The sequence below is a fragment of the Pseudoduganella sp. LjRoot289 genome, assembly GCF_964252925.1.
In the GTDB taxonomy this organism is placed as follows: domain Bacteria; phylum Pseudomonadota; class Gammaproteobacteria; order Burkholderiales; family Burkholderiaceae_D; genus Rugamonas.
This window is the reverse complement of the sequence record NZ_CAXUPN020000001.1, coordinates 3,981,936-3,999,905: the sequence shown is the minus strand read 5'-3', so window position 1 is coordinate 3,999,905 and position 17,970 is coordinate 3,981,936. Positions and strand designations below refer to the sequence as shown.

The window sequence follows — 17,970 nt, the reverse complement described above, 5'->3', positions numbered from 1 at the left end:
GGGTGACCGCGGTTTTTCATAGCACGTCGGCCGATGGCGGCGCGACTTGGAGCGAGCCGCAGATCACCCGGCAGGTCGAAATCTACGTGCTGAACCAACCACCGTTTGCGCAGCCGTTCCAGGGCTGTGCCGTCAGGCTGAACGGCAAGCCATTGTAGCGACGGGGCGAACGCGAGCAGCTACTTATCGATACAAAAATACGGTTACTTGGTGTGCGAGGTTCGTGAGAATATTGCAGGCTGTATCAACCAGGACAACGATATGGCTCAGACCAAGAAGATCTTCATCGCCACCGTCACCGCACTGGCTGCAGGAAGTGCCATCGCCGCCGCCCCGGCTCCTAAAGCTGCCGCACCAAGTGCGGACACGACCCGCCGGCAGCCGCAGATCGAGAAGATCATCAGCGAGATTTCGCCGCAGCGCATCGAAGCGACGATACGCAAGCTGGTCGGCTTTCAGACCCGTCACACGATGTCCGAGACCGAGTCCGACACGGTCGGCATCGGCGCCGCGCGGCGCTGGATCAAGAGCGAATTCGAGCGCTGCAACGCGCAGAACGGCGGCCACCTGCAAGTCGAATTCGACAGCCACATCGCGCCCGTGTCGCGCCGCATCAGCCGTCCGACCGAGATCGTCAACGTGGTGGCCACCTTGCCCGGCACGCAGGATGCATCGAAGGAGCGCATCTACGTCGTCAGCGGCCATTACGACTCGCGCAACACCGACGTGATGGATGCCGTTGGCCTGGCGCCCGGCGCCAATGACGACGCCTCAGGCACGGCGGCGGTCATTGAGATGGCCTGTGTCATGTCCAAATACAAATTCGACGCGACCTTGGTGTTCATGACGGTGGCGGCGGAAGAGCAGGGCTTGCTGGGCGCGGCGCACTGGGCCGAGCAGGCCAGGCAGAAGAAGCTGAACATCGCCGGCATGTTCACCAACGACATCATCGGCAGTTCGCGCAACGAGCACGGCAAGGTGGACGACAAGCAGGTGCGCCTGTTCGCAGAAGGTCTGCCGGTGGAGAAGGAGGCCAGCGAAACCAACCGCACCCTGATCCAGACCGGCGGCGAGAACGATTCGCTATCGCGCCAGCTGGCGCGGCATGTGAAGGAGTATGGCGAACGCTATGTGAAGGGCTTCAAGGTCAACGTCATCCAGCGGCGCGACCGCTACCTGCGCGGCGGCGACCACATGCCCTTCCTGGAGCGTGGCTACGCGGCGCTGCGGTTTACCGAACCGGCGGAAGACTTCAACCACCAGCACCAGAACGTGCGCACGGAAAACGGCGTGCTCATCGGCGACATGCCCGGGTACAACGACTACGGCTACATCGCCAAGGTGGCGCGGGTGAACGCCGCCGCGCTGGCCACGCTGGCGCTGGCGCCCGCAGCCCCGCAGCAAGTGCAGGTGCGCACGGCGCAACTGGAGAACGACACCGCGCTGGTGTGGAAAGCCAATGGCGAGCCCGATTTGGCCGGCTACCGCATCGTGTGGCGCGAAACGGGCGCGGCCGCCTGGCAGGGCAGCACCTTTGTCGGCAACGTCACAGAAGCGCGCGTCCCGCTGTCGAAAGACAATTATTACTTCGGCGTGCAGGCGATCGATACGGACGGCAACGCCAGTCCAGCCAGCTACCCCGTACCTCTGCGTTAGCGCCGCGGCGGGTTACGCGCCCTACGGCACCGCAGTCCACGGACGGGGTGGTGCCCGTCGCGTAACAGGCCGGTGCCGCCGATGGTCCAAGGGCGGGCTAGCGCCTGTCGCGTAACCCGCCAGTGCCGACGGATCAGGTGTTTCGCGGCAGGCTGGCGAGGAAGTTGTGGATCTGCGAGACCACGGCCGCGCCTTCGCCGACCGCCGCCGCCACGCGCTTGGTGGAATTGGCGCGCACGTCGCCGATCGCGAACACGCCGGGCACGCTGGTTTCCAGCGCCGCCCGCGCGGGCAGCTCGGCCGGGTACACGCCCTTGGTGAAGTTGGCCCGGCATTGCGCCTTGGTGACGTCGAAACCGGTGCGGATGAAGCCTTTCTCGTCGACGTCCACGCCGCAGTCGCTGAGCCAGCCGGTGTTGGGGTCGGCGCCGATGAAGAGGAATACGCGGCAGACGTCGTAGTCGGTCTCGGCGTCGGTCCGGCTGCAGCGGATGCGCACTTGCTGCAGCCCCAGTTCCTCGTCGCCTTCCAGCGCCACGATTTCGCTGTGCGTGTGCAGCACGATGTTGGGCGTGGCTTCGATGCGCTCGATCAGGTAGCTGGACATGGTGGCCGCCAGCCCCGGTCCGCGCACCAGCATGTGCACCTTGGACGCGTGCGCGGACAGGAATACCGCCGCCTGCCCGGCCGAGTTGCCGCCGCCAACCAGCACCACTTCCTCCGACTTGCACAGCTTGGCTTCGATGGGCGAGGCCCAGTAGTACACGCCGCGTCCTTCGAACTGCTTCAGGTTGGCCAGCGACGGGCGCCGGTAGCGCGCGCCGCAGGACAGCACCACGGTCTTCGCCTGCAGCTTGGTCAGGCTGCCGCACATTTCCACTTGCAGCGGGTAGGTGTCGCAGATCAGCCGCCCGGCCGGCGCCGGGATGGCGATCTCGACGCCGAATTTCTGCGACTGCACATAGGCGCGGCCGGCCAGCGCGCCACCGGAGATGCCGGTCGGGAAGCCGAGGTAGTTTTCGATGCGCGCGCTGGCGCCGGCCTGGCCGCCGAAGGCGCGCGTTTCCAGCGCCAGCACGGACAAGCCTTCGGACGCGGCGTACACCGCCGTCGCCAGCCCCGCCGGCCCGGCGCCGACCACGATCACGTCCCACACCTTGTCGCTGCTCAGTTCGGGCAGCATGCCCAGGCAGCGGCCCAGCTCGACATTGGTCGGGTTCTTTTTCACGCTGCCGTCCGGGCACACCACCAGCGGCAATTCCTCCGGCGTAGGCTGGTAGTGCTCGCACAGCGCGCGCGCCTGGGCATCGGTCTTGGGGTCGAGCACCGAGTGCGGATGGCCGTTGCTGGCCAGCCAGCTTTGCAGGTGGTGCAGGCGCGGATGGCCGGGCGGGCCGACCAGCACCGGGCCGCCCGACGGCGCTTCGATCAGCCCCACACGGCGCAGGATCAGCGCGCGGATGATGCGTTCGCCCAGCTCGGCCTCGGCCACCACCAGCGCGCGCAGCGATTCGGACGGGATCACCAGCACTTCGACGTCGCCCACCGCGTCGCCGTTGACCAGCGAAGGCCGGTCCGACAGCTGGCCCACCTCGGCGCCGAACTGGCCCGGCGTGTGCATGGTGATCAGCGAGGTGTTGCCCAGGCCGTCGTAGCGGCTGATGGCGATTTTGCCTTTCAGCACCACATGCATGCCGAAGGCGGTGCGGCCCGCTTCAAGCAGGCGTTCGCCGTCGCGGAAGTGGCGCACGGTGCCGAAGCGGTGCATGCGCTTGATTTCCGCCTCGCTCAGCGTGGGGAACATCTGGTGCCGGCGCGATTCGAGGGATTCGGGCAGGACGGCGTTGCCCTCGCTGGCGTTGGCGTCTGCTGCAAATGGGGAGTCTTCGGTGGCCATGGCGGATTTTTTCGAGTGTGGGTTGTCACCTGCGGTGTAAGCTGCAGTCTAGCGCAAGCCGTCACTTCCATGCCAACATCTTATTGGGGAGCTGGGCTGGTACAATCTTTGGTATTCATCTTGACAACAACGCCATGTCCGCCGTCCCCCTCTCCCATGTCCCCGCCATCCGCGCGCTCGATCCGCGCGAAGCGCCGCAGTTCTTCGCCTACCTGAACGATCACCTGCGGGACAATGGCGGCAACGGCCATCCGCTGTTCCAGCCCATGCCGCGCGGCCAGTCCGTTTTCCCGGACGACAAGGCGGCCGCCTTTACCAAGGGCCTGGGCATCGCGGTCGGCCAGCCCGGCTGGCGCCGTGCCTGGATCGCCACCGGGCAGGACGGCATCCTCGGCCATATCGACTTGCGCGCCCGGCCGGAGAACGCCAGCGCGCACCGCGCCTTGCTGGGCATGGGCGTGCACCGGCTGGCCCGGCGCCAGGGCCTGGGCCGCGTGCTGGTGGCCTCGGCCATGGACTGGGCCCGCAAGCAGGGCCTGGCGTGGGTGGACCTGGAAGTGTTGAGCGTCAACGAACCGGCCTGCGCGCTATACCGCGATTGCGGTTTCCGCCAGACCGGCGAGATCGCCGACATGTTCCGCATCGACGGTGAGCAGCTCGCCTACACGCTGATGAGCTTCAAGCTTTAGCCCCCTGCCGGGCGCGCTTTCGCGTCCCGGATTAAAATGCTCTTTTTGCTGAACGAAAACAGAACACAATGGCTTACAAGACTATTGCCGATACGATCGGCAACACGCCCCTGGTGCAGCTGGTGCGCATCCCCGGCGCCGACGCCGCCGCGCGCGGCAACATCATCCTCGGCAAACTCGAAGGCAACAACCCGGCCGGTTCCGTCAAGGACCGCGCCGCCATGTCCATGCTGAGCCGCGCCGAGGAGCGCGGCGACATCAAGCCGGGCGACACGCTGATCGAGGCGACCTCGGGCAACACCGGCATCGCGCTGGCCATGGCGGCCGCGATCCGCGGCTACAAGATGCTGCTGCTGATGCCGGAGAACCAGAGCGAGGAGCGCAAGCAGGCCATGGCGGCCTACGGCGCCCAGATCATGCTGACGCCGAAAACGGGCGGCATGGAATACGCGCGCGACATGGCCGAGCAGATGCAGAAGGACGGCAAGGGCATCATCCTGGACCAGTTCGGCAACGGCGACAATCCGCGCGCCCACTACGTCGGCACCGGCCCCGAAATCTGGCGCGACACCGAAGGCCGGGTCACGCATTTCGTCAGCGCCATGGGCACCACCGGCACCATCATGGGCGTGTCGCAGTATCTGAAGGAGCAGAGCGAGGCGGTGCGCATCATCGGCGCGCAGCCTGAAGAGGGTTCGCAGATCGCCGGCATCCGCAAATGGCCGGAAGCCTATATGCCCAAGATTTACGACAAGGCGCGCGTGGACCAGGTGGAATACGTGACGCAGGCGGCAGCCGAGCGCATGGCGCGCAGACTGGCGGCGGAAGAGGGTATATTCTGCGGCATCTCGGCGGCTGGCGCCTGCGAGATTGCATTGCGGATTTCGCAGACCGTGGAGAACGCAACCATCGTGTTCATCGTCTGCGACCGCGGCGACCGCTATCTGTCGACCGGCGTGTTCCCGGCGTAACAGTCTGTGCAAACAAAGTTCCTCCTCCCCGGCGAGGGGAGGGAACGTCGGTCAGGCTGCGTTCAGCCTGGCTGCCATCAACCCTGTTGCGGGGTTTCGCCTTCTTTAGGCTTGAACTGCTTGTCGCTGATGCGGAACTTGTTGCGGCGGTCGCCCATCAAGTAGCGCAGGTCGCGGATGCTCAGGTCGCTGACCTCGTGCATGCGGATCAGCAGCGAAGCGCCCACCGGCAAGCGGTGATGGCGGATTTTGCTGATCACCGGTGGCGCCACTTCCAATGCGCGCGACAAGGCGGCATCGTTTTTCAGGCGCAGGTTTTCAATCAGCGTGTCGAGCAGCCGGTTCGGATTGTACTGCAGCAGATCGTCGCCTTCCGCATCGCTGTTCATATCAATACCCACTTGGTTAGTCATGATTCGTCTGTTCCTTCTGTAAAGTTTGTCCTGCAAAGTGAAACACTCGGAGCCTAGCCATGTTCATCCTTACTTGGGAACGAATTCACCACACGGACGGAATTCCGAAATAACAAGTTTCATAATATATACACAATTATACAACGTTGGGCAATGTAATACTTGCGAGCAATAAAAAATATCTGGCGCAAGTACTTATTGTTGTCGGTCCGCAACAATGTGTGAGAATTGACGCATGCGGCCTGTGCTACCATGCCTCTGCGGATCCCGCCATATTTTTGTCTTTTGGACAAAGTTGAGTATACGGCAAAAACCTCGAGGATTGCCGCACGATATGATTCTTGTCGTGCTTCGAAGTATTTAATACTGCTGTCAGCTATACAATAGCTGCCGCGAGGAAAGATTTCAAGTGTCTTTACGCTTCATTACATTTCCCGGCGCGATAATTTGACCGCGCGACCCAGTTCGATGACCGACATCGCGTAGAAATAGCTGCGGTTGTATTGCGTGATCGCAAAGAAATTATTGTTCGCCAACCAGAACTCGGTCGGCTCCGACCCGTTCTGCAAGTCCACCAGGCCGAACAGCATTCCCTCGGGCAAGGACGATGTGGTGACGACCCCGGCCGACATCAAGTCCTGCTGGCGGAATTTGGCTTCCAGGCCCTGGTTGATGTAGCGTTCCCAGTTGCGGCTGGGCGATACCGTCGCCTGGTACACCAGCGGGCCAGTATCGTCGCGGCGCCAGCCGTGCTGCACCAGGAAGGCGGCCACGCTGCCGATCGCGTCGGTGGCCGAGTTACGCAGGTCGATGCGGCCGTCGCCGTCGAAGTCCACCGCGTATTTCATGATGCTGCTTGGCATGAACTGCGGCAGGCCGACCGCGCCTGCATAAGAGCCCAGCAGCGAAAACGGATCGACCCCGGTCTGGCGCGCATACAGCAGCGTGCTCTCCAGTTCGCCCTTGAAGAAAGCCATGCGCGCCTCGCGCGAGGGCGCCAGCGGGTAGGCGAAGGCCAGCGTGGTGAGCGCGTCCATGATGCGGAAGCGGCCCGTGTTGGCGCCGTACACGGTCTCGACGCCGATGATGCCGACGATGACCTCGGCCGGCACGCCGTACAGCGCCTCGGCGCGCGCCAGCGCCTCGCGGTTCTCGTTCCAGAATTTCACGCCGCCGTTGATGCGCACCGGTTCGATGAACAGCTTGCTGTACGCCTGCCAGTTCTTCGGCTTGCCCGGCGGCGCCGGTTTCATCAGCTGCACCGCCGAATCGACGTAGCGCACCTTGGCGATGGTGGCGTCCAGCTCGGCGCGTTCGAAGCCGTGCTTGCCTGCCATTTCGTCGAGGAACTGGTTTACTTCCTTCCACTGGCCGAAGTTGACGAACTCGCCTTCGTAGTCGGTGCTTTTTTTCGCGGCGGCGGCTTTGGCCGCTTTGCCCGCTTTGTCCTTTTTCGCGGCGCCAGCCTTGGCTTTCTTGCTGGGCGCGTCGGATGCGGCAGCGGCCGCCGAAGGGGCCAGGGCGGTGCCGGCCAACGCCAGCGCCAGCAGCATGGAGGAGAAAGTGTTGTTGCGCAAAGACAGTGTCATCGTGATCGTTTCAGCAAAATGGCCAGCTGTTTGGCTGGCGCTGTTATCCCACCTGCAGGCGCTGCGTACTTCAGCGCGCCGTACAATTCCAGGAAGGCGCGCATCGCGGCCTTCTTTTCTTCCGGTGCGTCCATGGCCTGCAAACGCCGAGCATAGCCGTGCGGACCTTCATGCGGCGCGCGTTCCATGCCGCGCTTGGCCATCATGCGGCAAAAAGCGTCGTAGGCCGCTTCCACCGGGTCCAGCGCCGCGCGCATGCGCAGCTTGCGCGCCAGCCACAGCAGCGCCAGCGCGGCGAGCAGCGCGGCGGCGCCGCGCCAGTTGCCGAAAGCGTCTCCTAGTTCCCCAAGGAAACTGCTCTGCCTCTCTGGATTGTAATCGAGGACCCATTGGTTCCAAGCATTATTCACCGCATGAAAGCGGAATCGGAGTTGCCCCAGCCACGAATTGCCGTCATTGCGCAAATCCATCAGGGCGCCGAGGCCGAACGGCGCCTGGCGCGGCAGTGCGCGGCCCAGGCCGAGGCTGACGCGCTCGGGCGCCACGGCGGCGGTCGGATCGACCCGCTGCCAGCCGCGTCCTGCCAGCCAGATTTCGGCCCAGGCGTGGGCGTCGGACTGGCGCACGGTGAGGTAGTCGTCCACCGGGTTCAGTTCGCCGCCCTGGTAGCCGGTGACCACGCGCGCCGGCACGCCCATGGCGCGCATCAGCACGACGAAGGCGCCCGAATAATGTTCGCAGAAGCCGGCCTTGCTGTCGAACAGGAAATCGTCGACGGCGTCGCGGCCGAGCAGCGGGGGCTCCAGCGTATACGAATACTTTTGTTCGCGGAACATCTTCAGCACCGCCTGCGCCGACGCCGCCGGGCTGTCCCGGCGCAGCTGCGCGGCCAGCGCCAGCGTGCGCGGGTTGTAGCCTTGCGGCAGGCGCAACGCCCGCTCGCGTTGCTGCTCGTCCAGTGCCGGCTGCATCTGGTAGTCCAGGTAGGCCATGGCCTCGTAGCGCACCCGCTGCAGTACCGGCTCGCGGCTGAAGATTTCCAGTTCCTCGTTGTAGGCGGTTTGCAGCCCCGGGGTGCGCAAGCCGGGATCGGTGAGCTCCAGCATGAACAGCCAGCGCTTGCCGGTCGGCTCCATCGTCACCTCGTGGCGCACTCCTTCGCCGGAGATGCGGGCGAGGTCTTTGCTGACGCCCCGGTAGCGGCTGCGGGCGCTGCGGGTCCAGGTCTTGCCGTCGTAATTGCCCAGCACGATGCTGCGCCAGTACAGCTGGCGCTGCTCCGGCAGCTTGCCGTGGAAGCGCACGCGGAAGGCCACCTCGTCGGACAGGGCCAGGCTGGTCATGCTGCCCGGCGCCATGGTGTCCGAAATGCCGCTGCGGGCGCCGTGCGCATCGCCCGGCATGCCCCACAGCGGACCCTGGATGCGGGGGAAGGCGAAGAACAGCAGCAGCGCCAGCGGCGCGGCGCTCAGGAAGATCTTGCCCGCCGTGCGCAGGCGCTGGCGCAACGGCGGCACAATGCCGGTGTACTGGAAGGTGAGCAGCGTGGCCAGCAGCAGGATGATGGTGGCCACCATGGCCGCGCCGGTGAGCATGCTCTGCGAGTAGAAGAAATTGGTCAGCAGCAGGAAGAAACTGAGGAAAATGACCACGAACACGTCGCGCCGGGCATGCATTTCCAGCAGCTTGAAGGCCAGCAGCAAGGCCAGCATGGCGACCCCGGCGTCGCGTCCCAGCAGCGTGCGGAAGGACAGGTAGACGCCGGCCATGGCCAGCACCGACACCGGCAGCAGCAGCCACAGCGGCGGCATGCGCTTGCCCAGCAAGGTAATGCTGGCGCGCCACAGCAGCACGGCGACTATGCTGGCGCTGGTCCACAGCGGCAGATGGCCGAAGTGCGGCGCCAGCACCAGCAGCGCGGCGGCCAGCAGCAGCAGCGTGTCGGCCTTGTCGCGCGTCAGCCGCTGCCCCCAGCGCGCGAGCGGGCCGCGGGCGGTGCGCATACCGGTCTTGCCCGGTGCGCTCATGCGGCGCCTCGGCTGCTGGCCGGACCGGCCTGCAGCGCCGCAGCGCTACGCCCGGCTTGGCGCGCGGCGCTCACGCGTACGCCTCCTGGCCGTACAGCGCCAGCGCGCGCAGGCAGGCGGCGCGGTGGGCGTCGCCCAGCCCCGGCGGGATGTCGTGGTGGCCGATGCGGAAGGCGTAGGGCAGGGCCCGCTGTTCGGCCTCCAGCACCCAGCGCGTCATGCGCGACAGCCTGTGCTCCAGGTCCATATTCAGCGGCAGCAGCGCGAAGTCCAGCACCATCTCGGACACCGCGCCGCCGTCGAAGTGCTTGGTGGTGAGCTGTCCGCCCAGCGCCGGGTCGACGCGCGCGATCTGGCGCCAGGCCAGATGGCGGACCGGATCGCCCGGCTGGTAGCTGCGGATGCCGGCGAAATTGTCCAGCCCGACCTGGCCGTGGCCGTCCTCGCTGGCCGCGCCGCTCATCGGCAGCGGCGGCGCGTTGCTTTCCGGCGCGGGATAGACCAGCACGCGCAGGTCCGGCTGCCAGTAGGCCCAGGCGCGGAACAGGCCGAGCGGGAAGCGCGTCACCAGCCGCACGCGCGGCGCGGCCAGCCAGCCGCGCCCCTCGGTGGGCGCGGCCAGCACCAGCGCCGCGCTGCCGCCGGACGGCACGTCGACCGCCTGGCGCGGTTCGCCGTCGTGCAGGAAACCCAGCCAGACGCCGTAGCGGTCGCGCGGCGTGCCGTTATGCAGATGCAGTTCGAACTGCGCTTCCTGACCGGAAAAGACCGGCTGCGCCCGCCCCGGCGCCAGGCGCAGCAAGCCCAGGTTGCGGGCTGTCATCACCATGTCGGCCACCGCGCAGGCGCCGGTGAAAAAGGTCAGCGCGAAGCCCAGGCCCAGCGTGTAGTTGACCGAGCCGATCAGCATGATCAGCAGCAGGCCGGTGAAGGCCAGGCCAGGGCGCGTCGGCACGATGAACACGCGCCGCATCACCAGCAGCACCTGGCCCGGCTCGCGCTCGCGCAGCTGGAACAGCCAGCGGTTCATGAGACTGCGCAGCGCGGCCAGCATGGCTCAGACCGGCACCGAGGCCTGTAGCTGCAGCACCAGGTCGCGGCTGGCCAGGGCCACGCCGTGCGCGGCCTTCAGCGGCCGCAAACGGTGCGCGCAGACCGGTACCAGCACCGCCTGCACATCCTCCGGCTGCACGTGGTCGCGGCCCTCCAGCGCGGCCCAGGCGCGCGCCGCCTGCAGCAGCGCCAGCGCCGCGCGCGGACTCAAGCCTTCGGCAAAAGCGCCGCTCTGGCGCGACGCTTGCGCCAGCGCCTGGATATAGGTCACCAAGGCCGGCGAGGCGTGGATCTGACGCAGGCTGCGCTGCGCCTCGGCCAGCTCGGCCGAGCTCATGGCCGGCGGCAGCGTCTTCAGCATGGCGCGGCGGTCGTCGCCCAGCAGCAGGGCGCGCTCGGCGGCCGGGTCCGGGTAGCCGAGCGACAAGCACATCAGGAAGCGGTCCAGCTGCGACTCGGGCAGCGGGAAGGTGCCCACCTGGTGCGTGGGATTCTGGGTGGCGATGACGAAGAAGGGTTCCGGCAGCGGCCGCGTGACGCCGTCCGCCGACACCTGCCGCTCCTCCATCGCCTCGAGCAGGCCGGACTGGGTTTTCGGCGTGGCGCGGTTGATCTCGTCGGCCAGCAGCACCTGCGTGAAGATGGGGCCGGGATGGAACACGAAACCGTTCTTCTCGCGCTCGTAGATCGAGATGCCGGACACGTCGGCCGGCAGCAGGTCGCTGGTGAACTGGATGCGGTTGAAGTTCAGGCCCAGCGAGATGGCCAGCGCGTGCGCCAGCGTGGTCTTGCCGACGCCCGGCACGTCCTCCACCAGCAAGTGACCGCCTGCCAGCATGCAAGTGAGCGCCAGGCGCACCTGGGCATCCTTGCCGACGATGACCTGGCCAACCTGGCGGGCTACCGCGTGCAGTTTGGTGTACATGGTTCCTGTTATTATCCCGTGGTAGATTTACAATTCTATGCGAGAACCCGCATGGGAACCACCCTGATCGCTGCGGTAAAGAAACGAGACATGAGTACAGCAATTTACAGCCACCCCGATTGCCAGCGCCACGAGATGGGCGACTGGCATCCCGAATCGCCCGCGCGCCTGCAGGCGATTGCCGACCAGCTCATCAACTCGCACATCCACGACCTGCTGGAGCACCGCGAAGCGCCGCTGGCGCAGCTGTCCGACATCGAGCGCAACCACAGCCGCAACGCCATCGGCATCGTGCGCGACAACGTGCCGGCGGCGGGCGAGTACTATCCGATCGACGGCGATACTTCGCTCAACGCGCACAGCTGGCAGGCTGCGCTGCGCGCGGCCGGCGCGGCCGTGGCGGCCACCGACGCGGTGATCGACGGCGAGATCGCCAACGCCTTCTGCGCCATCCGTCCTCCCGGCCACCACGCGCGCCCGGGCGAGCCCATGGGTTTTTGCATGTTCAACAACGTCGCCATCGCCGCCAAGCACGCGCTGGACGTGCGCGGCCTGAAGCGGGTCGCCATCGTCGATTTCGACGTCCACCACGGCAACGGCACCGAGGAAGCGCTGCTGGACGAGCCGCGCGCGTTGATGGTCAGTTTCTACCAGCATCCGTTCTACCCCTACACGCCGCCGATACCGGACACGCCGAACCGCGTCAACGTGCCGGTGCCGGGCGGCTCGAAGGGCGACGTGGTGCGCCAGCTGGTGGCCGACAAATGGCTGCCCGCGCTGCACGCCTTCAAGCCGGAGATGATCTTCATCTCGGCCGGCTTCGACGCCCACCGCGAGGACGACATCGGCGGCATGGGCCTGGTCGAGGCGGACTACGCCTGGCTGACCGCGCAGGTGATGGCGGTGGCCAGCCAGTACGCGCAAGGGCGCATTGTCAGCTGCCTGGAGGGCGGCTACAACCTGTCCGCGCTGGGCCGCAGCGTGGTGGCCCACGTCAAGGTGCTGGCGGAGCTGTAAGCACAGTCAGAAGAATCGGAGGTGCATCATGGCAATTGAGCTCGATCACTTTATCGTGCCGACGCATGACCAGGTGGCGTCGGCCAGGATGCTGGCGGAACTGCTGGACGTGCCGTGGTCGGAAACCGCGCCGGGGCCGTTCTCGCCGGTGTTCATCAACGACGGCTTGACGCTGGACTTCCTGAATACGGAGGAAGCCTTCCCCGTGCACCACTACTGCTTCCGCGTGAGCCAGCCCGGGTTCGACGCCATCCTGGCGCGCATCAAGGAGCGCAACATCGCCTACCGCAGCAGTGTGCGCGGACCGAGCGACAGCAAGATCAACACCGAGTACGGCGGCAGCATGATCTACTGGAACGAGCCGGCCGGCCACCAGTGGGAGATGCTGACGGTGAGCTACGCGCGGCAGCGATAGGCGCATGTCGTTCCCGCGCATGCGGGAATCCATGGGGCTAGACCGTAAGCCGCTGAGTATGGGTCCCCGCATGCGCGAGGACGACACGGGCAGGCTCAGGCTGGCGCCACGTGCTGCCCGACCTGTTCGACGACGGACGGGATGGCCGCCAGCACCGCTGCAATGCAGGCCCCGCAGGCCGCCGCGCCGGCGCGCTGCCGCAATGCCATTTCCGCCCGTGACGCAAGGTCGCTGAGCTCCTCTGCGCCTATGGTGCCGGCCAAGCCTTTCAGCACGTGCAGCGCAGGCTTGGCCGCGGCGAAATCCTGCGTGTCGAGCGCGGCGCGCAGTTCCCCTGCAAGTACCGCCGCCTCCGCACTGAAGTTGCGCAGCGCGATCTGGTACACCCCCGTCAGGCCGCCCATGCGCTTGAGCGCGCCCACCGTGTCCAGCGGGCTTGCCTGGGATGCCGCCGGCGGCGCGGATGCGGCAGGCGCCGCAGGGGACGCGGGTGGGGTGAATACGGCCGATGCCGTTGATGCGCATGGTGTGGCTGATGCTGCCGATGCCGCCGGCGCGCCCGATGCCGCAGCCACCTCGTTGTGCGGCCCCAGGTCGGGCAAGGGCGAGGCCTGCGCGCGCCGCCCGTCCACATGCGCGAGGATCACTGCGATCAGCTGCGGCAAATCGAAAGGCTTGCCGATATGGTCCACCATGCCGGACGCCAGCGCCTGTTCGCGGTCCGAATGCATGGCGTTGGCGGTCATCGCGATGATGGGCGGCGCGGCGCCCTGCAGCAGGCCCAGGATGGCGCGGGTGGCGGCGTGGCCGTCCATGTCCGGCATCTGGATGTCCATCAGGATCACGTCGGGCAGCGGCCCTGCGCGCGCCACGGCGGCGATGGCGTCGGCGCCGCAGGGCGCCACCTCGACCAGCGCGCCCTCGTGGCTCAGCAGTTCGCCGGCCACCTGCTGGTTGGTCGGATTGTCCTCGACCAGCAGGATGCGCAAGCCCTCCAGCAGGTGCTGCTGCGGCGGCGGTTGCGTCAGCACTGCGGGACGGTGCCCCGCGCGCGCGCCGGCCACTGCGTCGAACAGCATCGACGCCGTCACCGGCTTGATCAGCACGCCGTCCAGCACCGTCCCGTCCTGGGCCTGCTTCTGCGCCAGCAGCTCGCGGTCGTGGGCCGTGACCATGATGATCAGCGGCGTGCCGCCCGGCGGCGCCAGTTCGCGGATCCGCACGCTGGTTTCCCAGCCGTCCAGCAGCGGCATGCGCCAGTCCACCAGCAGCACGTCGTAGGGCTGCTGGGCGCTGCGCCGCGCCACCAGCTTGAGCGCGTCGGCGCCGTTGCCGGCCGTGTCGACCCGCCAGCCGAAGGAGGCGGCCATTTCCGCCAGCACCTGCAGCGCGCTCGGGTTATCGTCGACCACCAGGCAATCGAGCTCCCGCATCTTGGCCGCCCCGTCCGCCGTGTCGGGCTGCGGCGCCTGCGGCAGCTCGAGCTCGAAACTGAAGATGCTGCCGCGTCCCGGCGTGCTGGCCACCTGCAGCACGCCGCCCATCAGGCGCGCCAGGCGCTGCGAGATGGCCAGGCCCAGGCCGGTGCCGCCGAAGCGGCGCGCGGTGGAGGCCTCGCCTTGCGAAAACCCGTCGAAGATATGGGCGCGCTGTTCGGCCGTGATGCCGATGCCGGTGTCGCGGATGGCGAAGGCCACGCCCTGTCCTGCGCCACCGGGCACGCGCCGCACCGACAGCACCACCTCGCCGTGTTCGGTGAATTTGATGGCGTTGCCGGTCAGGTTGAGCAGGATTTGCTGCAGCCGCAGCGCATCGCCCAGCAGCCACGCCGGCAGCGCCGGATCGACCTCGAACAGCACCTCGACGGCCTTGTCGCCGACATAGGCCGACAGGATCACCGACAGATCGCGCAGCAGCCGGTCCAGGCTGAAGGGATGCGGATCGAGCGCCAGCTTGCCTTCCTCCACTTTGGAAAAATCGAGGATGTCGTTGAGCAGGCCGAGCAGGGCGCGCGCCGCCGATTCGGCCTTGGCCGCGTAGTCGCGCTGGCGCAGGTCCATCGGCGTCTGCTGCAGCAGTTGCAGCATGCCCAGCACCGCGTTCATCGGCGTGCGGATCTCGTGGCTCATATTGGCCAGGAAGCTGGACTTGGCGCGGCCGGCCTCGAGCGCCTGGTCCTTGGCGGCCGTGAGCGCTTCCAGGGCCCGGTACTGCTGGCGTAGCGCATAGCGTGCACCCAGCAGCAAGGCGCACGCCATGACGAACAGCAGCGCCAGGAACAGGGCGCTGTTGCGCACCTCTTCGTGCCAGGGCGCCAGGAAGTCCTTGCTCGACAGGCCCACCAGCACATACACCGGATATTTGCCGATGCGCTCGATGCTGATCACGCGCTGCAAGCCGTCACGCACGCTGATGGAGGTGTAGGTGCCGCGCTGGCGCTGGCTCGCCAGCATGGCCAGCGTGGGCGCCGACAGCGTCACCTTGCTGCCGATGGCCACCTCCTTCACTTCCGGATAGCGGTGCAGCAGGCGGTGCTGGCTGTCGAGCAGCGTGATTACGCCGTGCCCGCCCACGTTGAGCGACTTCAGCACTTCGGTGATGGTGTCGTTCGTGATGTTGGCCCAGGCGGTGCCGCCGAAGCTGCCGTCCGGCATGGTCAGCGCGTACATCAGCGGCAGCACCATCTCGCCGGTGATGCGCGACCTGACCGGCACGCCGAACACCAGTTCGCGCTCGGTCTTGGCGCGCTGGAAGAATTCGCGGATGTTCAAATCCTGCAGCTTGGCCGGGTCGATGTCGTCGCCGTAGACCACCAGGCCGTTGCGGTCCGAGCCGCGCACCGAGCGCGCGTGCGGGATGCGCTCCTTCAGCGAGCGCACATAGGCACTGAAGGCATCGCCGTCGAAGCGCTTTTGTTCGTGCAGAGTGCGGAATTCCAGCGCCGCGCGGCGCATCGCCAGATCGACCTCGTAGAAGTGTCCGCGCAGGAAGTTCTCCAGCGTGATCGCCAGGTTCTTGGACGTCTCCTCGGCGTTCGCGTAGTAGCGCTCGCGGCTCTGGTGCAGCGTATGCAGCACAAACCCGGTCACGAGCAGAAACACCACTGCCACGGCTGCCGCCAGCACGGCAAACAGCTTCTGCCACTTGCGCAGGGTTTCAAATCTCATGGGCGGCCACCGGGAAATGTCTGGGACACATTACCATCGGCCGCGTCTGCTGTACACATCCTCGAGAAAAAGGCCGCCATGTCGGAGACATGGCGGCCTGCTTATTGCCTGGCTTTCTTGTAAATATTTACATACTTAAGCGGAGACGCGGCGCGCATTGGTGCTGGACCAGCGGTACAGGCCCGCCACGATGGCGGCGCCCACCACCAGCGAAATCAGCATGGTGGTGTGTTCGCCCAGGCCGAGCGGGATGGCCAGCGGCTCGCCTTCGCCGGACAGCACGATCAGGCCGGCCAGCGCCACGTTGAACAGGCTCTCGCCGACGATGAAGCCGGACATGATCAGCACGCCCAGGCGCTTGGCGATTTCGCCCCAGGTCTGGTGATGCACCGCGCGCTCGAACAGGTAGCCGGCGACGGCGCCCACCACCACAGGTGCGGTCACCGTGCTGGGCAGGTAGATCGCCAGGCCCACGCCCAGCGGCGGCAGGCTGTACTTGCCGTTGCTGGCCTTCTTCAGCACGAAGTTCACCACCACCAGGCCCAGGCCCAGCGCGGCGCCCCAGCCGATCAGGTGCCACGGCAGGTTGCCGCCGATGACGCCCTTGGCCAGCGTGGAGATCAGCGTCGCCTGCGGCGCGGCCAGCGGCTGCGAGGAAATCGCCTGCAGGTTGGGCGCACCGGCGAAGCCGTTGGCGCGGTTCAGCAGTTCCAGCACCGGCGGCACCACGCAGGAACCGGCGAGCACGCCGATCAGCAGCGCGACCTGCTGCTTCCAGGGCGTGGCGTCGACCAGCTGGCCGGTCTTCAGATCCTGCAGGTTGTCGTTGCCGATGACGGCCACGGCCAGCACCACGGTGGTGACGAACAGGGCGAACGCGATCAGCGCGTGCGCCACTTCCGGGCCCATGATGTGCTTGCCGACCGCGCCCACCGACAGGGCGGCGCCCAGCACGGTCAGGATGGCGATGCCGGACACCGGCGAGTTCGACGAACCGATCAGGCCTGCCATGTAGCCGCACACGGCGGCGGCGAAGATGCCGGCCACCAGGATGTAGGCCACGCCCACGGCGATCAGGGCCGGTGCGATGCTCGACAGCACGCCGCCCTGCAGGAAGGTCGCCAGCAGCCAGCCGGCCGGCACCATGGCCAGCAGGGTCACCAGGCCGACGATGAAGATGGGCAGGTCCTGTTCGGTGCGCGGCAGTTCGCCGCCGTTGGCCTTGGCCTTGCGCGACGATTCCATGGCCGACTTCAGGCCGCCGACGACGGGCTTGGCCAGGCCGGCCAGGGTGACGATGGCGGCCGCGCCGATGGCGCCCGCGCCTATCATGCGCACATCGGTTTTCCACACTTTCAGCGCCCAGTCGGCAGCCGACAAATCGGCCATCGGCTGGGCGGCGGTCAGGATGGGCACCAGCACGCCCCAGGCGATCGCCAGGCCGGCCAGCATCGCGATGCCGACCGTGATGCCCATCAGGTGGCCGGCGCCGATCAGGGCCAGCGAGCTCGAAGCGCCCAGGCCGGTGGCGCCGTTACCGCTACGGAAATACACCGCCATTTCGCCGGCCATCACCTTGACGGCGGCGCCGGCCGCGTACAGGGCGGATGCCACGCTGCCCAGGATCACGGCCATCAGGCCGGCTTTGCCCTCGGCGGCGCCTTCGCGCGAGGAAGTGCCCACTTTCAGCACTTCAGCGGCGGCCACGCCTTCCGGGTAGGGCAGGTCGGACATCGACACCAGCGCGCGGCGCAGCGGCACCGTGTACATCACGCCCAGCACGCCGCCGATGGCGCAGGCGCCGAAGGTCGGCCAGAACGGCACGTTGGCCCACCAGCCTATCATTAGCAGGCCCGGCAACACGAAGATCACCGACGCCAGCGTGCCGGCGGCCGAGGCGATGGTCTGGACGATGTTGTTTTCCTGGATGGTGGCGTTCTTGAAGGCGCTCAACAAGGCCATCGAAATCACCGCCGCAGGGATCGACGTGGCGAAGGTCAGGCCCACTTTCAAGCCCAGATAGACCTGCGCCGCGGTAAACACCAGCGTAATCAGGATGCCCAGGATCACGCCGCGTGCTGTGATTTCGCCGGGCGTGGACGGGGAAGCTTTAGTCATGTTTCGGGACTCCATGTATATTGGAATGTTTAT

Annotated in this window: 13 protein-coding genes; 5 read left to right on the top strand and 8 right to left on the bottom strand. The window is 66.7% G+C overall.

The window, feature by feature from the left end:
* Nucleotides 1–261: 261 nt before the first annotated feature.
* The gene (locus tag ACSQ8Y_RS17030; RefSeq protein ID WP_436267620.1) at nucleotides 262–1,656 is read left to right on the top strand and encodes a M28 family peptidase; all 1,395 of its coding nucleotides are present in this window, start codon (nucleotides 262–264) and stop codon (nucleotides 1,654–1,656) included.
* A 133-nt stretch (nucleotides 1,657–1,789) separates the two neighbouring features.
* Here ACSQ8Y_RS17030 and ACSQ8Y_RS17025 read toward each other — a convergent pair whose 3' ends face one another.
* The gene (locus ACSQ8Y_RS17025; protein ID WP_436267619.1) at nucleotides 1,790–3,553 is read right to left on the bottom strand and encodes an FAD-dependent oxidoreductase; all 1,764 of its coding nucleotides are present in this window, start codon (nucleotides 3,551–3,553) and stop codon (nucleotides 1,790–1,792) included.
* Nucleotides 3,554–3,687: 134 nt separating this feature from the next.
* On the opposite strand from ACSQ8Y_RS17025, the gene ACSQ8Y_RS17020 reads away from it, so the two are divergent.
* On the top strand, nucleotides 3,688–4,242 hold the full coding sequence (locus tag ACSQ8Y_RS17020; RefSeq protein ID WP_436267618.1) for an N-acetyltransferase family protein: 555 nt from the start codon (nucleotides 3,688–3,690) through the stop codon (nucleotides 4,240–4,242).
* A gap of 68 nt (nucleotides 4,243–4,310) precedes the next feature.
* On the top strand, nucleotides 4,311–5,213 hold the full coding sequence (cysM, locus tag ACSQ8Y_RS17015) for a cysteine synthase CysM (protein WP_436267617.1): 903 nt from the start codon (nucleotides 4,311–4,313) through the stop codon (nucleotides 5,211–5,213).
* Nucleotides 5,214–5,290: 77 nt separating this feature from the next.
* On the opposite strand, the gene ACSQ8Y_RS17010 is transcribed toward cysM, so the two are convergent.
* The 5 genes from ACSQ8Y_RS17010 to ACSQ8Y_RS16990 form a co-directional block, all read right to left on the bottom strand.
* Nucleotides 5,291–5,626, bottom strand: a complete 336-nt coding sequence (locus ACSQ8Y_RS17010; RefSeq protein ID WP_436267616.1) for a hypothetical protein — start codon at nucleotides 5,624–5,626, stop codon at nucleotides 5,291–5,293.
* Nucleotides 5,627–6,051: 425 nt separating this feature from the next.
* Nucleotides 6,052–7,215, bottom strand: a complete 1,164-nt coding sequence (mltB, locus tag ACSQ8Y_RS17005; protein WP_436267615.1) for a lytic murein transglycosylase B — start codon at nucleotides 7,213–7,215, stop codon at nucleotides 6,052–6,054.
* Complete coding sequence (locus ACSQ8Y_RS17000; protein WP_436267614.1) at nucleotides 7,212–9,242, bottom strand: transglutaminase TgpA family protein; 2,031 nt, start codon at nucleotides 9,240–9,242, stop codon at nucleotides 7,212–7,214. The genes mltB and ACSQ8Y_RS17000 overlap by 4 nt, the downstream gene beginning before the upstream one ends.
* A 70-nt stretch (nucleotides 9,243–9,312) precedes the next feature.
* A complete protein-coding gene (locus ACSQ8Y_RS16995; protein WP_436267613.1) occupies nucleotides 9,313–10,272 on the bottom strand; it encodes a DUF58 domain-containing protein in 960 nt (319 codons plus the stop codon).
* A 27-nt stretch (nucleotides 10,273–10,299) separates the two neighbouring features.
* Complete coding sequence (locus ACSQ8Y_RS16990) at nucleotides 10,300–11,220, bottom strand: AAA family ATPase (protein WP_436267612.1); 921 nt, start codon at nucleotides 11,218–11,220, stop codon at nucleotides 10,300–10,302.
* A 90-nt stretch (nucleotides 11,221–11,310) separates the two neighbouring features.
* Between ACSQ8Y_RS16990 and ACSQ8Y_RS16985 the strand changes: the two genes are divergently transcribed.
* Both ACSQ8Y_RS16985 and ACSQ8Y_RS16980 read left to right on the top strand, forming a co-directional pair.
* A complete protein-coding gene (locus ACSQ8Y_RS16985; protein WP_436267611.1) occupies nucleotides 11,311–12,237 on the top strand; it encodes a histone deacetylase family protein in 927 nt (308 codons plus the stop codon).
* Between the two features lie 28 nt (nucleotides 12,238–12,265).
* Nucleotides 12,266–12,652 (top strand): VOC family protein, encoded by a 387-nt coding sequence (locus tag ACSQ8Y_RS16980; protein ID WP_436267610.1) that lies wholly within the window; start codon nucleotides 12,266–12,268, stop codon nucleotides 12,650–12,652.
* Between the two features lie 95 nt (nucleotides 12,653–12,747).
* Here ACSQ8Y_RS16980 and ACSQ8Y_RS16975 read toward each other — a convergent pair whose 3' ends face one another.
* Entirely contained in the window at nucleotides 12,748–15,819 is a 3,072-nt protein-coding gene (locus tag ACSQ8Y_RS16975) for a response regulator (RefSeq protein WP_436267609.1), read from the bottom strand.
* 135 nt (nucleotides 15,820–15,954) lie between these two features.
* Nucleotides 15,955–17,937, bottom strand: coding sequence for an OPT family oligopeptide transporter (locus tag ACSQ8Y_RS16970; protein WP_436267608.1), 1,983 nt, complete (start codon nucleotides 17,935–17,937; stop codon nucleotides 15,955–15,957).
* Between the last annotated feature and the right edge of the window lie 33 nt (nucleotides 17,938–17,970).

Bases quoted from the DNA above. Each gene is read 5' to 3' on its own strand.
- ACSQ8Y_RS17000 (WP_436267614.1), bottom strand. From the start codon at position 9,242: ATGAGCGCACCGGGCAAGACCGGTATGCGCACCGCCCGCGGCCCGCTC.
- ACSQ8Y_RS16975 (WP_436267609.1), bottom strand. From the start codon at position 15,819: ATGAGATTTGAAACCCTGCGCAAGTGGCAGAAGCTGTTTGCCGTGCTG.
- ACSQ8Y_RS17020 (WP_436267618.1), top strand. From the start codon at position 3,688: ATGTCCGCCGTCCCCCTCTCCCATGTCCCCGCCATCCGCGCGCTCGAT.
- mltB (WP_436267615.1), bottom strand. From the start codon at position 7,215: ATGACACTGTCTTTGCGCAACAACACTTTCTCCTCCATGCTGCTGGCG.
- ACSQ8Y_RS17030 (WP_436267620.1), top strand. From the start codon at position 262: ATGGCTCAGACCAAGAAGATCTTCATCGCCACCGTCACCGCACTGGCT.
- ACSQ8Y_RS16985 (WP_436267611.1), top strand. From the start codon at position 11,311: ATGAGTACAGCAATTTACAGCCACCCCGATTGCCAGCGCCACGAGATG.
- ACSQ8Y_RS16990 (WP_436267612.1), bottom strand. From the start codon at position 11,220: ATGTACACCAAACTGCACGCGGTAGCCCGCCAGGTTGGCCAGGTCATC.
- ACSQ8Y_RS17025 (WP_436267619.1), bottom strand. From the start codon at position 3,553: ATGGCCACCGAAGACTCCCCATTTGCAGCAGACGCCAACGCCAGCGAG.
- ACSQ8Y_RS16980 (WP_436267610.1), top strand. From the start codon at position 12,266: ATGGCAATTGAGCTCGATCACTTTATCGTGCCGACGCATGACCAGGTG.
- cysM (WP_436267617.1), top strand. From the start codon at position 4,311: ATGGCTTACAAGACTATTGCCGATACGATCGGCAACACGCCCCTGGTG.
- ACSQ8Y_RS16970 (WP_436267608.1), bottom strand. From the start codon at position 17,937: ATGACTAAAGCTTCCCCGTCCACGCCCGGCGAAATCACAGCACGCGGC.
- ACSQ8Y_RS17010 (WP_436267616.1), bottom strand. From the start codon at position 5,626: ATGACTAACCAAGTGGGTATTGATATGAACAGCGATGCGGAAGGCGAC.
- ACSQ8Y_RS16995 (WP_436267613.1), bottom strand. From the start codon at position 10,272: ATGAACCGCTGGCTGTTCCAGCTGCGCGAGCGCGAGCCGGGCCAGGTG.